The following is a 14344-nucleotide window of genomic DNA, read 5'->3' as shown; positions in this document are numbered from 1 at the left end:
AGCACGCCCAGCCCGGCCAGCGGACCGCTGCCTGCGCCCGGCGCGCCTGCCGCGTCCGCCTCCGGACGCACCGGCCACAGTCCTACGCCCCGCAGGCGTTCCAGCAGGGCGCGATTGCCCTCGTTGGCGAAGAAGGCGCGGATGGAGGCGGCCACCTCCGGTCCGATGTCCGGCAACTGTTGCAGCGTCTCTGCCTCTGCCGCGCCCAAAGCGTCGAGGTCGGCGAAGTGCGCGGCCAGGGTGCGCGCGGTCTGTTCACCCACGTGGCGGATGCCCAGCGCGCAGATGAGCCGGTTCAGGGTGGCCCCGGTGCGTGCCGCATCAAAGGCGGCGATGAAGTTTTCCGCCAGTTTCGGCCCCATGCGTTCGAAGGCCAGCAGGGTCTGCTTGTCCAGCCCGAACAGATCCGCCGGGCTGGTCACCTTGCCGCGGACCACCAACAGTTCCACCCATCTGCGCCCCACGCCCTGGATGTCCAGCCCGGCCTTGGACACGAAGTGGATGATGGACTGGCGCACCACGGCGGGGCACCCCACGTTGACGCAGCGCCACGCGGCTTCGCCGGGTTCGCGGCGCACCGGGGTGTGGCAGACGGGACACTCCTTGGGAAATGCGAACTCCGGCAGGCCGTCAGCAGGACGCTGGTCCACCAGTGGGCGCACCACCTCGGGGATCACGTCGCCCGCGCGCTGCACGACGACCATGTCACCCACGCGCAGGTCCTTGGCGCGGATTTCGTCCTCGTTGTGCAGGGTGGCGCGCGACACGGTAACCCCGCCCACGGCCACGGGCGCCAGTTCAGCCACCGGGGTCAGCACCCCCGTGCGGCCCACCTGGATGGCGATGTGCTCCAGCCGGGTGGTGGCCTGATGGGCAGGAAACTTCAGGGCGATGGCCCAGCGCGGGGCGCGGGCGGTGTAGCCCAGCGCGGCCTGCGCGGCCAGATCGTCCAGCTTGGCCACCACGCCGTCGATCTCGAAGGACAGTTCCGGGCGGCGGCGGCCCAATTCTTCGTAATAGGCCATGACGTCTGCCGGGGTTTCGCAGCGGCGTGCATCGGGCGGGGTGCCAAAGCCATAGTCCGCCAGCGCGGCCATGACCTGCCCGTGGGTGGACCAGCGCGCCTCCGCCCCCTGTGCGGCTGGGGCCACATCGCCGCCAGCCTCCTCCGGCCAAAGCACCTGCCCCACCCCGTAGGCCAGAAAACGCAGCGGCCGTCCCGCCGTGACCGAGGCATCCAGTTGGCGCACCGAACCGGCGGCGGCGTTGCGCGGGTTGGCGAACAGCTTTTCGCCCGCGCCGCGTCGGGCGGCGTTGAGGGCCTCGAATTCCGCGCGGGTAATGACCACTTCGCCGCGCACTTCCAGCCGGGCCGGGTGCGGCCCCTCGCCATGCAGGCGTAGCGGCAGGTTGCGCACGGTGCGCATGGCCGTGGTGACGATTTCGCCCTTCTCGCCGTCGCCCCGCGTGAGGGCCGTGGTGAACACGCCGTTCTCGTAGATCACTTCCAGCGCCAGACCGTCCATCTTGGGGTCGCACCAGAAGGCCGTGGGCGCACCCGGTTCTGCCCGCAACATGCGCTGGATGAAGGCGTCCCACTCTTCCGCCGAAAAGGCGTTGTCCAGACTGTACATGCGCAGGGTGTGGGCCTGCGTTTCCAGCGCGGCCACCACGGCATCGCCAACCCGGTGGGTGGGGGAATCGGGCGTGCGCAGGCTGGGCCATTCCGCCTCGATGTCCTGCAATTCGCGGAACAGGGCGTCGTATTCGGCGTCGGAGATTTCCGCGTCGTCCAGCACGTAGTAACGGTGGCTGTGGTAGTTCAGCTGTTCGCGCAGCGATTCGGCGCGGGCGGCAACATGGGACGGTGCGGCGGGCGCGGCTTCGGGCGCGCTATTGGCCGGGGAAATATCGTCGGAAATGCTCACAGCGTGGTCTCGTCGGTCCATTGGTGTTGCAACCGGGCCACCTCGTCGCGCCATGCGGGGCCGAGGCGGCGGGTCATGTAGTCGTGTTCGGCGCGGGCGGCGGCGTCCATGAAGCCGTCCACGGAGCGCGCCGTGGTGTGGTAGCGATGCCGGGTCACCAGTTGATGGTCCACCACCACCGGCCAGCCAGCGCGGTGCGCCCGCAGGGACAGCCAGACGTCCACCCCGTAGCCGCGCGGATTGTCGGCGCAGTCCGCGCCGCCCACCTCGCGGGCGCAGTCCAGGTCGATCAGCGGGGCGATGCCGTCCACCAGCGCCACCCGCCGGTACTGGATGCGCGCATCACGCACCATCTGCGGGTGGTAGGGGTTGCGGTCCACCGCCGGTGCGTACACCCCCACCCTGCCTGCTGGTCCGCCCAATCCGCGCGCGGCCAGCGCCGCGCCCATGCGGGCCATGCGCAGGGCCGCCCGTGCCACCAGCGGCGGGCGCGTCTCGAAGGAAATGTCGTTGTTCAGGAACCACAGGTGCGTGCAGTCCATGTCCCGCGCCGCGTCCAGGCAGTACGCCAGCGCGCCGCCCCAGAACAGGTTGCTCGACAGCCTGCGCCATGCGCCGGTGGCCGGGCGAGAAGCCGCGTTGTCCAGCACCAGCACCCGCTCCGCGTGGTCCGGGTCTGCCCGGCGCAGGGTGTCGGACAGGTTGGCGGCCAGCGCCGGGTCGCCGTAGTGCAGGATGACCGTTGCGATGACGGGGGATGGCGCAGAGGCAGGCACGGCGTCCGACGCCGTGTCCGCGCCGCCTTCCGGCGCGCCGTTGCCCGTCACAGAATCTCCTGCAACTGCCGGAAGTTCTCCGGCTTGCCCACGGTAACCAGGGTGTCGCCGGGGTTCAGTTCGTAGGTGGATTCCGGGTTGAACAGCATGCGGCCATCGGGCTTCTTCACCCCGATGACGATGAGGTTGAACCGCTGCCGGATGCCCGACGCCATCAGCGTCTTGCCCGCCAGTTCCGAGGCGTCGCCCACGGTCAGTTCTTCCATCTGGATGTTCAGGTCGGTCTTGGAGTGGGCCAGTTCCATGAACGTGGTCACCGTGGGCCGCAGGATGGACTGGGCCATGCGCAGCCCGCCAAGGTGATGCGGCAGGAACACCCGGTCCGCGCCCGCCAGTTGCAGCTTGCCGATGTGCGAGGCGTCACCCGCGCGGGCGATGATGGCCATATCCGGGTTCAACTGGCGCGCGCTGAGCACCACGTACACGTTGGCGGAATCCAGCGACAGCGCGGCGATGAGCGCCCGTGCGTGGCTGATGTTGCAGGCGTTCAGCACGTCATCGCTGGTGGCATCGCCCGCCAGGTGCACGATGCCGTCGTTTTCCAGCCGTTCCACGGCCACCGGGTCGTTTTCCACCACCACGATGGGCACGCCTTCCTGCATCAGTTCGCGCGCCACCACCGAACCGATGCGGCCATAACCGCAGATGACGCAGTGGCCACGTAGCGAGGATATGGTCTTCAGCACCCTGCGCCTCCCGAGCACTTTGTAAAGCTTGCCATCCACCAGCAGTTGCGAGAACGCGCCGAGGATGAAGGCGAAGTTGCCGACGCCCGTCAGAATCAGCACCGTGGTCAGCACCCGCCCGGGATTGGACAGGGGGTGCACTTCCTGAAAACCCACGGTGGAAAGGGTGATGACCACCATGTAGAAGCTGTCCCACAGGGACCAGCCTTCGATATGCGAATACGCCCAGGTGGCCGAGGCGAACACCAGCAGCATGGTGCACTGGCTGACGACCAGAGGCCCCCACGCCCCAAGACGGGTGCGCAACCGGTGGTACGAGGTGATCAGCGGGTGTTGCCGCATGCGCCGTTGTCCTGTGTGACCGTTGTGGCCCGGAATGGGCTGGTCTTACTTACGTACCATGATGATGCGCCATGGTGTGCCATGACACGTCATGGCCCGCAATTGCGCAGCATGGCCCCGCCGTCGTGCCCACGCCTGCGGCGTGCGCCCCGTTGCGTAATTAATCGGCACGATGCGCCGCTCGCCCCCCGGCATGCCGGGCCTGGCATCCCGGTATCGGCCAGACCGGGAAGTCCCGCTCCGGCACCCTACCCCGCGCCGCCAGCCCCCAGCAGGTGTTCGCGCAGCAGCCGGATGCGGTCGCGCAGTTCCGCCGCCCGCTCGAATTCCAGTTCCTTGGCGGCCTCGCGCATCTCGCGTTCCAGTTGCTGTATCTGTTTTGCCAGTTCGTGCGGGTCGCTGGACCACGGGGCAAAGGTTTCCGCCGCCTGCGCCGCGCCCTTGCGCCCCTTGCCCTTGCGGCCCTTTGCTTCCGCGGCTTCGGCATAGATGGCGTCGAACGGGGTTTCCACCGCCTTGCGGATGGTGGCGGGCACGATGTGGTGCGCCTCGTTGTAGCCGATCTGCCGTTCTCGCCGCCGGGCCGTCTCGTCCATGGCGGCCTGCATGGAGCGGGTCACCACGTCCGCGTACATCAGCACCCGGCCTTCGACGTTGCGCGCCGCGCGGCCAAAGGTCTGGATGAGCGAACCCGCGGAGCGCAGAAAGCCCTCCTTGTCCGCATCCAGTATGGATACCAGAGAAACCTCCGGAATATCAAGACCTTCACGCAGCAGGTTGATGCCCACCAGCACGTCGAATTCCTTGCGGCGCAACGCCTGGATGATGGCCATGCGTTCCATGGTGTCGATGTCGGAATGCAGGTAGCGGGCGGCCACGCCCATCTCGTTGAAGTATTCGGTCAGGTCTTCGGCCATGCGCTTGGTCAGGGTGGTCACAAGCACCCGCTCGCCGCGCGCGGCGCGCAGGCGGCATTCGCCCAGCAGGTCGTCCACCTGGCCTTTGGTGGGCCGCACCTCGACGATGGGGTCCACAAGGCCGGTGGGCCGGATGATCTGCTCGGCCACGATGCCCTGCGAGCGATCCAACTCCCACTTGCCCGGCGTGGCGGACACATAGATGGCCTGGTTCAGCCGGGCCAGGAATTCGTGAAACTCCAGCGGGCGGTTGTCCAGCGCGGACGGCAGGCGAAACCCGTAGTCCACAAGGGTGGACTTGCGCGAGCGGTCGCCCTTGTACATGGCCCCCACCTGCGAGACGGTGATGTGCGATTCGTCCACGAACAGCAGGAAGTCGTCGGGAAAGTAGTCCAGCAGGCACGAGGGCGGGTCGCCCGCCTTGCGGCCATCCAGATGGCGCGAATAGTTTTCCACCCCGTTGCAGTAGCCCATTTCCTCCATCATCTCGAGGTCGAGCATGGTGCGCTGTTCCAGCCGCTGCGCCTCCACCAGGCGGTTGCCCCCCTTCAGTTCGCGCAGGCGCTCGCCCAGTTCGTCGCGGATGTCGGAAATGGCGCGCACCAGGTTGTCGCGGTCGGACACGTAGTGGCTGGCGGGGTAGATGACCGTCTTGCCCACGGATGCCAGCACCTGTCCGGTAAGCGGATCGATCTCGTTGATGGCGTCGATGTCGTCGCCGAAGAACTCGATGCGCAGCGCCCGTTCGTGGTGGTAGGCGGGGATTATTTCCAGCACGTCGCCGCGCACCCGGAAGGTGCCGCGATGGAAGTCGTAGTCGTTGCGCTCGTACTGCACTTCCACCAGCCGGGTGATCAGCGAATCCATGGACAGCCGCTGCCCGGTCTCCACGGGGATGACCAGCTTGGCGTAGTATTCCGGCGAGCCCAGGCCGTAGATGCACGACACAGAGGCCACGATGACCACGTCGCGCCGGGTGAGCAGCGCATGGGTGGCCGCGTGGCGCAGCTTGTCGATGTTGTCGTTGATGGACGAATCCTTCTCGATGTAGGTGTCCGACGACGGCACGTAGGCTTCCGGCTGGTAGTAGTCGTAATAGCTGACGAAATATTCCACCGCGTTCTCCGGGAACAGCTGGCGGAACTCGTTGTACAACTGGGCTGCCAGGGTCTTGTTGGGGGCCAGCACCAGGGCGGGCCTGCCGCAACGGGCGATGACCTGGGCCATGGTGAAGGTCTTGCCGGAACCGGTGACGCCCAGCAGCACCTGATCCGTCACGCCCGCCTCGATGTTGGAGACGATCTGGCCGATGGCTTCGGGCTGGTCGCCGCGCGGTTCGTAGTCGGTGCGCAGAATGAACGGGGATTGGGTCATGCATGCATCCATAGCCCGCAAGGGCCGGTGGTGTGTCCTGAAAGGCCGTGACGGCGCGCAGCCGCGCAACGGCGGCGGGGTCTGGCCGGTGTCCATGCGACCGGATGGAAACACGCCGGAGGGGCACGAAGGCGCGGTACGGCCTGCCGCCCCCTTCCATCCGTCGGAAAGATGGTCTAGAAAATCCGGAAGCGGCACGGCCCGTTGCCTGCACCCGCAGGTGCATTCCGACTGCCGCCCCGCCAAACCCGACGAAGCACGCGCCTCCGGCGGCCAGGTTCACGACCCGGCAGGCCGGAACCCCGCATGGAGCACGCATGGAACTGACCGTCATTCCCGTGGAAGGCACGCCCCCTGTAGAGCGCATCCACGTCATATCCGTCACCATCCGCACCTTCAAGGGGCGGCGCAACGTACAGGCCCATCTTTTCCGGCTGGTCGACGAAGCCGCAACGACAGCAGAACTGGTCAACCTGCGCGCGGTGCCCGGCCTGGTGGGTGGCCCGCTTGAACCGGACGCACCGGGCGCCGACGACCTTACCGGCCCCGAAGCGGAAACCGACGCCCTGCGCACGGTGCTGGAGGCCTTTACCGAGGCGGAACGCGATGCGGTGGTGGACTACCTTTCGCAACGCTACGCCGACCGGCTGACCTGCATCATCGCCTGCCCGCTGCAACTGCCTGTGCCGCGCGGCGTGGTGCCCTTTTCCGCACTGCCCGAGGGCAAGACCATGGGGGTCATCCGTTTCGACGAGGTGCCCCGCTACCCGCTGCCCTTCGCCATTCGCGGTTTCTACGACCTGGCCCAGCACGAGCCGCTGGTGCACGAACAGGAATAACCCGCTGCGCCGCCGCGCGCCACATGGGTGCGCGGCATCGGACAGCAGCACGGTCCGGAGCCCTGCATGTCCCGGCCCGGCACACGTCCGGGCAAGCACGCGCCCGGGTAGACACACTTATGGGCCAATGCTCTCCGGACAAGCACCATGCCCCGCCGCAGACGGGCCGCGCGGCCAGCGCCGCCCTTCGCCCGCTACAAGGGCCTGAAACCCGCCGGGACACGCCAATGCCGGGTCGGCATTGCTTCCGGCCCCGCCTGCCGCGCGACCATCCACGGGGCGTCCGGTCCCGGCGTCATGGTCCGCATCGGCAGCTCCGAAACTTCCGGACAGCGCACCTCGCTGCCGTCGGCAAGGCGCAGCGCGCCGCCCACCCCTTTCCCCAGCCGGGCCAGAAATTCCGGACGCGGCAATTCGCGCGCGCCAAAGCGCACCATGTGCGGCGTGGTCTGCTGACAGTCGATGAGGGTGCAGCCCGCGTGGCGCAGCCAGGTCGCCAGCCAGGTGAAGGCCACCTTGGAGGCATCCGGCACCAGGTGGAACATGGATTCGCCGTAGAACACCCCTCCCAGGGCCACGCCGTACAGCCCGCCCACAAGCCTGCCGTCGTGCCACGCTTCCGCCGAATGGGCGATGCCCAGACGGTGCAGCGCCTCATAGGCGTTGATCATGGCGGGCACCAGCCAGGTGCCGCGCTGTCCCTGCCGGGGCGTGGCGGCACAGCGCCGGATGACCAGGGCAAAGGCCTTGTCGAAGGTGACCTCGAAGGTGTTCGAGCGGATGCGCCGCGCCAGGCTGCGCGAAACGTGCAGTTCGTCCGGCAGCAACGCGCAGCGCGGGTCGGGCGACCACCACAGGATGGGCGTGCCCCGGTCATACCACGGGTAGATGCCGCGCAGGTAGGCAGCCACCAGCCGGGCGGGCGAAAGATCGCCCCCCACGGCCAGCAGCCCTTCGGGCGGCGCGGCGACCGGATCGGGGAAGTCGGAACCGTCCCCGGTCATCCGGCCCAGCACACGCACGTTCATTTGCCGTTGGCGGCTTCGTCGCCGCCAAGCGGCTCGTAGCGGAACACCAGGCCCAGTCCGGCAATGCCCTGCTGACCGACGGACGGCGCGGCCTTGGCGGCGGTTGACGATGTAGTCGCGGCAGCGTCGGCGGATACGGCTGGCGGGGCACCATCCCTGGCCGCTGCCTTGCCCTTCCCCTTGCGGGCGGGCTTGGCGGGCGCGGTTGCAGCCTCCGGCGCGTCCACGTCCACAATGGCGGTGCCACCCTTGCGCAGCTTGCCGAACAGCACCTCACGGGCCAACTCGTCTTCCAGCGCGGTGCGGATAACCCGGCGCAGCGGGCGCGCCCCGAAGGCAGGCTCGAAGCCCTTTTCGGCCAGGCGCGCACGGGCCGCCGGGGTCAGCTCCAGGCGCACGCGGCGATCTTTCAACCCGGCTCCCAGTTCCAGCACGAACTTGTCCACGATGCGTTCCATCACCGGGGTGGTCAGCCCGGCAAAGGGGATCATGGCGTCCAGCCGGTTGCGGAATTCCGGGCTGAACATGTTCTCCACGGCCTTGCGGCCCTTGCCCGCCACGTCTTCCTGCGCGGTGGCGCCAAAGCCGATGGCGGGGGCGCTCATTTCGCGCACGCCCGCGTTGGAGGTCATGATCAGCACCACGTTGCGGAAGTCCGCCTTGCGCCCGGTGTTGTCGGTGAGCGTGGCGTAGTCCATGACCTGGAGCAGGATGTTGAAGATGTCCGGGTGGGCCTTTTCGATTTCGTCCAGCAGCAGCACGGTGTACGGCTGCTTGCGGATGGCCTCGGTCAGCAGGCCGCCCTGGTCGAAGCCCACGTAGCCGGGGGGCGCCCCGATGAGCCGCGACACGGAATGCTTCTCCATGTACTCGCTCATGTCGTAGCGCACGAAGCCGATGCCCATGACCTCCGCCAGGCGGCGGGCCAGTTCGGTCTTGCCCACCCCCGTGGGTCCGTAGAACAGGAAGCTGCCCGTGGGCCGGTCTTCGCGGCCCAGCCCCGCCCGCGCGCGCAGGATGGCCCGCGACAGGATGCCCACGGCCGCGTCCTGCCCGAAGACCACGTTGCGCAGGTCTTCATCGAGGGTGCGCAGGCGGTCGCGGTCGCTGGACGACACCGTGCGCGACGGTATCTGGGCCATGCGCGCCACCACCTTCTCCACTTCCTTCACGCCGATGGCGGCATCGGATGCCGACGCCGCACGGGCACCGCGCCGCAGCCGGGCCGCCGCACCCGCTTCGTCCAGCACGTCGATGGCCTTGTCCGGCAGCAGCCGCTCGGTGATGTACCGGGCGGAAAGCTCCACCGCCGCGCGCAGGGCGGGCAGGGTGTAGCGCACCTTGTGGTGATCCTCGTAATAGGGGCGCAACCCCTTCAGAATGTCCACGCATTCGTCCTGCGAAGGCTCCTGCACGTCGATCTTCTGGAACCGGCGCGACAGGGCGCGATCCTTCTCGAAGTGGTTGCGGTACTCCTCGTACGTGGTGGACCCGATGCAGCGGATGCTGCCGTCGGCCAGTACGGGCTTCAGGATGTTGGAGGCATCCATGGAGCCGCCGCTGGTGGAGCCCGCGCCCACGATGGTGTGGATTTCGTCGATGAACAGGATGGCCCCCGGCACCTTGCCGAGGTCGGTGATGACGCCCTTCAGGCGCTGCTCGAAGTCGCCCCGGTACTTGGTGCCGGCCAGCAGCGCGCCCATGTCCAGGGCAAAGATGCGCACGTCCCGGAATTCCTCGGGCACGTCGCCTCCCGCCACGCGCAGGGCCAGCCCTTCGGCGATGGCGGTCTTGCCCACGCCGGGGTCGCCCACGTAGAGCGGATTGTTCTTGCGCCGCCGGGCCAGCACCTGAATGGTCCGTTCCAGTTCCTTGACCCTGCCGATCAACGGGTCGATGCGACCTTCGCGGGCGCGGGCGGTCAGGTCCACGGTGAACTTTTCCAGTGCGTCGATGCGCGGCGTGTCTGCCGAGCCCACCTCGCCATCCGCGTCGCCGCCGTCTTCCCCGTCGCCGCCCTGCGGCGCACCGTGCGAGATGTGCTGCAACACGTCCAGCCGGGTCACCCCCTGCGATTTCAGGAAGTAGGTGGCGTAGGCGTCGTCCTCTTCAAAGATGGCGGCCAGCACGTCGCCGATTTCCACGGCGCCCTTGCCCGCGGACTGCATGTGGCGGATGGCCCGCTGCAACACGCGTTGCACGCCCAGGGTCTGCACCACTTCGGTGGGGGTGTCGGCGGGCAGCGGTTCCAGATGGGTGGCGAAAAAGGTTTCCAGGCGCAGGCGCAGGGACTTCACGTCCACCCCCACTGCCTCAAGGATGTGCTTGCCCGCATCCTCGCCGGTGATGGCGTAGAGCAGATGCTCCAGCGTCAGGAACTCGTGGTTGCGCGTCCGCACGTCGTTGACGGCGGCGGTAAGCGCTGCTTCAAGGCGTCTTCCGATCATGTCATACCTCTTCGAGGGTACAGCGCAGTGGATAGCCTTCGCGCCGGGCGCGGGCATGCACGAGGGCGACCTTGGTTTCGGCCACCTCCGCCGTGTACACGCCGCATTCGCCAACGCCCTTCTCGTGGACGGCCAGCATGATGCGCGTCGCCTCGTCGGGCGTTCTGCGGAACACCTCGACCAGGATCGACACCACGAACTCCATGGTCGTGTAGTCGTCATTGTGCAGCAGCACCCGGAACATCCGGGGCTCGCGCACTTCATCCTCGATGAGTATCTCCGTGTCCCTGCCGCCGTCGGGAACGCCCGATGGATTCGACGGGCCTGCCGGTTCTGAAGGGCCTGCCATGCACGCCGGAACGTCCGGGAAACGATGGTTGTCGGGATGGGTGTTCATGAGTGCTCGTTTCGTGGTTTCCGGGTGGCTGCCCATGGCCGTTCCCCGGTATCTGCCTTTGTCGTCCGGGCAAAGCCGCCGGGGCAGTGTTGCCGGGAACGAGGAGGTCGGGTGTGCACCGGGCGCGGGCCACGCCTTTATACTAACATCGTCCCGCCCGCTGTCGAGGGGCTTGCGGTTACGCAGGGCAAGGCGCCAGGTCGAAATATTCGTGACCATTTCCGGGCGGGGCCGGGTTATTCCGCCCCGGTAGGGTCTGCCCCGTCGCCGCTGTTTCCGAAGACGATCCGGCGCGCGACGGCCAGTCCAGCCGCGTCGAAGGTGAAGTCCTCCGACGGGGACAGCCCGTTTGCGGTGCGCCACTGGCGGTTCAAGTCGTGATACGTTGCGGTGGATGCGCGCGCCCTGTCAAGGCCAAGCCGGTCGGCCACGGCCAGGATGGCCTCGCGGTCGCCCTCCAGTTCCGCCACCGGGCCGAAGGGCATGGTGTCGAGGCACACATGCACCCCGTCCAGGCTCCATACTTCGCGCACCTTGTCATAGCCGAAGGCGACGCCGTAGCCCAGGCTAGTCAGCACCTGGTGCATGGCTTCCGCGTCGGCCACGCCGGTCTGCACCTCGTCCCACACCTTCACGTCAGCGGGGATGGGAGCGGCCCCGGCATCTCGCATGGCGCCAACATCCGGGGGGCGCTTCACGGTCAGCACGGCGGCATGCAGGTTCGGGCCGGTCTTGGTGCGCAACCGCAGCAACGTGTTCGCCGCGCGCAAGTCGCGCCCGGGCGTGTCGTACACCCGGTTGCATTCAAGGTACGGAACGCCGCCCGTGGCCCCCAGTGCTTGCAAAGCGGTGCGAAGCGCGGCAAGGTCCGCTTCGGGGAACTTGATTTCCATTTCCAGTGCCATGTGAACTCCATGGACCGCGTCCCCGCCATCCCGCATTCACGCTGCCGCAGCGGCAGCCCGTGGAAGATGGAGACGAGGCGCGGCCAGGCGCCGCACCGCGCGGCGCGAAAGAGGGCCTTTTCGTGCAAAAGATCGTCCTGCTGGGCCTTGCGGGCGCCTTGGGCAGCCTGGCCCGCTACGGCCTTGCCGGGCTGGTGCAGCGCGCCGCGCCCGGTTCGTTTCCGCTCGGCACGTTCGTCGTCAACGTGCTCGGCTGCCTGGCCTTTGGCTTCGTCTGGGGGGTGTGCGAAAACCGCATTTCCCTGCATCCCGACGTACGCGTGGTGCTGCTGACCGGCTTCATGGGCGCGTTCACCACCTTTTCCACCTTCACCTTCGAAAGCCTGGGGCTCATGGAGACCGGGCAGTGGATGGCCTTTGCCCTGTACGCGGGCGGCCAGTTGCTGCTGGGCCTTGCCCTGTTGTGGCTGGGCATGAACACCGGACGGCTGGTGTAGGGCACCGGACGGCTGGTGTCGGCCCGCGCGCCGCTCCCCGCTGGCCCCTCGCACGGAAACCCGGCATCACATCCGCAATTGGAAGGAGCACGTCATGCGCATCATATCCGGCGACGCCCTGCGTCTGCGCATCTACATCGGCGAACGCGACACCCACAAGGGCCGCGCCCTGCACGACGTCATCCTGGAATCGGCCCGGCGCGAAGGGCTGGCGGGCGGCACGGTGTTCCGGGGCCTTGCGGGATTTGGCGCCAACAGCGTGGTGCACACCGCCCGGGTGCTGCGCCTGTCCGAAGACCTGCCCATTGTGGTTGAAATCATCGACGACGCGCCCAAGATAGAGGCATTCCTGCCCCGCGTCGAGGCACTGCTGGCCGAAGGGCTGGTCACCGTGGACCCGGTGCGCGTGCTGCTGTACCGCCACGGCCCCGGCAAGGAAGCGCCACAGGATGCCCACGCGGCACCCCACTCCGGCACATCCGATCAGGACAACTGCAGCCAGGACAGCGACAAACAGGCCCTCTAGGCTCCCTGCACATCCCCTGTCCCCGCGCCCCGTTACGGATGCGGAAACGGCAGGACCGCCGGGGCGGCCCTGCCGTGCGCATTTCACGGGCGCGTCTGCGCCCCGCCTACCCGGCGGCAGGCAGCAGCGCGGCGCGAATGGCCTCGATGCCGGTCTTGTCCACGTACTTGGACACCCGCAGGCGCTTGCCGGAATTTTCGCGGTACATGGCCATGAAGCGCTGCACCAGGTCCAACGCCGCCTCGCGGGTCAGATCCTCGGCCAGTACGTCGCCGATGCGCGGGTGCCCGCCGGAATTGCCCCCCACGATCACCGTCCAGCCACGCTTGGTGCCCACCAGACCCACGTCGCGCAGGTAGCTTTCGCCGCAGCACATGGGGCAGCCGGACACGCCGAACTTGACCTTGGCCGGGAAGGGCTGTTCCGCCAGCGTCTGTTCGATCTCGATGCCGAGCCCCAGCGAATCCTGAAGCCCAAGCTTGCAGACCGCCGTGCCGGGGCAGGCCTGCACGTAGTGCACGCACAGTTCCACGGCGCGCCCCACGTCCATGCGCAGGTCTTCCCAGATGGGCTCCACCTGCTCGGCCGTCATGCCCACCAGGGCAAGGCGCTGGCCGGAGGTAATCTTGATGATGGGGATGGCGTACTTGCGCGCCACGCGCGAAATGGCGTCCAGGATGTCGGGCGACAGCATGCCGCAGGGGGTGCGGGGTACGATGGCGTACGTCTGCTTGTCGCGCTGGAGAATGGCGCCTCTCGGTTCCGGCGTGCCGGTATCAGTCATGTCCGATGCTCCTTGATCCGTATGCGTTGTCGTTGAGGAAAACGTGGCGACCACCCCGTGGCAATGGCCCCGAGGCAATCGCCACATGCGATGCGTGTGTTGACGGTGTCAACGTTGGTGACGTTGGCGGTTTCGGCCTCTTCGACGGCTTCGAGCGCCGTCACCGCGCTCAGCAGGCCCGGACGATGGCCGGGGCGATTTCCTCCAGGGAAACCACCTTGCGCACACCGCCCAGCTTGATGGCCTCCTGCGGCATGCCGAAGACCACGCAGCTGGCCTCGTCCTGGGCGATGGTATGCGCCCCCACGTCGAACAGTTCCTTCATGCCCGCCGCGCCGTCGTCGCCCATGCCGGTCATGATGGCGGCCACGGCGTTGCGCCCGGCATAGCGGGCGGCGGACCGGAACAGCACGTCCACAGAGGGCCGGTGCCTGCGCACCAGCGGGCCTTCGCGCACCTCGACATAGTAGCGCGAGCCGTTGCGCTTGAGCAGCATGTGCATGTTGCCGGGCGCTATGAGCACCTGACCCCGCCGCATGGCGTCGTTGTCCTGCGCCTCCTTCACCGTTACCCGACAGATGGCGTTGAGCCGGTTGGCGAAGGCGGCGGTGAAGTGTTCCGGCATGTGCTGCACGATGGCGATGGGCGGGCAGTCGGCGGGCAGCGCCTCCAGCACCACGCGCAGGGCCTCCGTGCCGCCGGTGGACGCGCCGATGACCACCATCTTTTCGGTCTGCTGCACCGTGGTGGTCAGCGGGGTGGCCGCGGGCAGCACCGCATCGGCGGAAAGCTTGGGCGGCACCCCGGCGGCCAGGGGGCTGAGCTTGCGCAGCCGGGC

The 14344-nt window shown here is 67.9% G+C and carries 13 protein-coding genes; 3 read left to right on the top strand and 10 right to left on the bottom strand.

Annotated features, from left to right (window positions below):
• From ligA to uvrB, 4 genes are all read right to left on the bottom strand, one after another.
• Nucleotides 1–1928: NAD-dependent DNA ligase LigA (gene ligA, locus FVW27_RS15005; protein ID WP_167126622.1), on the bottom strand; the 1928-nt coding region annotated here is incomplete at its 3' end.
• The gene (locus FVW27_RS15000; protein ID WP_341806157.1) at nt 1925–2755 is read right to left on the bottom strand and encodes a glycosyltransferase family protein; all 831 of its coding nucleotides are present in this window, start codon (nt 2753–2755) and stop codon (nt 1925–1927) included. The genes FVW27_RS15000 and ligA, both read right to left, overlap by 4 nt.
• On the bottom strand, nt 2752–3792 hold the full coding sequence (locus FVW27_RS14995) for a potassium channel family protein (RefSeq protein ID WP_167126619.1): 1041 nt from the start codon (nt 3790–3792) through the stop codon (nt 2752–2754). Before FVW27_RS14995 ends, FVW27_RS15000 begins: the two co-directional genes overlap by 4 nt.
• Nucleotides 3793–4040: 248 nt before the next feature.
• Nucleotides 4041–6083 carry an excinuclease ABC subunit UvrB gene (gene uvrB / locus FVW27_RS14990; RefSeq protein WP_167126616.1) on the bottom strand — a complete coding sequence of 681 codons (2043 nt, stop codon included), beginning with the start codon at nt 6081–6083 and terminating at the stop codon, nt 4041–4043.
• A gap of 317 nt (nt 6084–6400) precedes the next feature.
• Between uvrB and FVW27_RS14985 the strand changes: the two genes are divergently transcribed.
• A complete protein-coding gene (locus tag FVW27_RS14985) occupies nt 6401–6922 on the top strand; it encodes a hypothetical protein (RefSeq protein WP_167126613.1) in 522 nt (173 codons plus the stop codon).
• A 194-nt stretch (nt 6923–7116) separates the two neighbouring features.
• Here FVW27_RS14985 and aat read toward each other — a convergent pair whose 3' ends face one another.
• From aat to FVW27_RS14965, 4 genes are all read right to left on the bottom strand, one after another.
• Nucleotides 7117–7950 (bottom strand): leucyl/phenylalanyl-tRNA--protein transferase, encoded by an 834-nt coding sequence (gene aat, locus FVW27_RS14980; RefSeq protein WP_167126610.1) that lies wholly within the window; start codon nt 7948–7950, stop codon nt 7117–7119.
• Entirely contained in the window at nt 7947–10397 is a 2451-nt protein-coding gene (clpA, locus tag FVW27_RS14975) for an ATP-dependent Clp protease ATP-binding subunit ClpA (RefSeq protein ID WP_167126606.1), read from the bottom strand. The genes aat and clpA overlap by 4 nt, the downstream gene beginning before the upstream one ends.
• 1 nt (nt 10398) lies before the next feature.
• Nucleotides 10399–10746 carry an ATP-dependent Clp protease adaptor ClpS gene (locus FVW27_RS14970; RefSeq protein WP_167126625.1) on the bottom strand — a complete coding sequence of 116 codons (348 nt, stop codon included), beginning with the start codon at nt 10744–10746 and terminating at the stop codon, nt 10399–10401.
• Between the two features lie 284 nt (nt 10747–11030).
• Nucleotides 11031–11699, bottom strand: coding sequence for a class IV adenylate cyclase (locus tag FVW27_RS14965; protein WP_167126603.1), 669 nt, complete (start codon nt 11697–11699; stop codon nt 11031–11033).
• A 122-nt stretch (nt 11700–11821) separates the two neighbouring features.
• Here FVW27_RS14965 and crcB point away from each other — a divergent pair, with 122 nt between their 5' ends.
• Complete coding sequence (crcB, locus tag FVW27_RS14960; protein ID WP_167126600.1) at nt 11822–12196, top strand: fluoride efflux transporter CrcB; 375 nt, start codon at nt 11822–11824, stop codon at nt 12194–12196.
• A 94-nt stretch (nt 12197–12290) separates the two neighbouring features.
• Nucleotides 12291–12722 (top strand): DUF190 domain-containing protein, encoded by a 432-nt coding sequence (locus FVW27_RS14955; protein ID WP_243838490.1) that lies wholly within the window; start codon nt 12291–12293, stop codon nt 12720–12722.
• A 106-nt stretch (nt 12723–12828) separates the two neighbouring features.
• On the opposite strand, the gene FVW27_RS14950 is transcribed toward FVW27_RS14955, so the two are convergent.
• Nucleotides 12829–13506 (bottom strand): nitrite/sulfite reductase domain-containing protein, encoded by a 678-nt coding sequence (locus tag FVW27_RS14950; protein WP_167126597.1) that lies wholly within the window; start codon nt 13504–13506, stop codon nt 12829–12831.
• A 169-nt stretch (nt 13507–13675) separates the two neighbouring features.
• Nucleotides 13676–14344 (bottom strand): chemotaxis protein CheB (locus tag FVW27_RS14945; protein ID WP_279586639.1); only part of this gene is annotated, 669 nt, incomplete at its 5' end.

The organism is Nitratidesulfovibrio liaohensis (assembly GCF_011682075.1).
In the GTDB taxonomy this organism is placed as follows: domain Bacteria; phylum Desulfobacterota; class Desulfovibrionia; order Desulfovibrionales; family Desulfovibrionaceae; genus Cupidesulfovibrio; species Cupidesulfovibrio liaohensis.
This window is presented reverse-complemented; position numbering and strand designations above follow the sequence as displayed.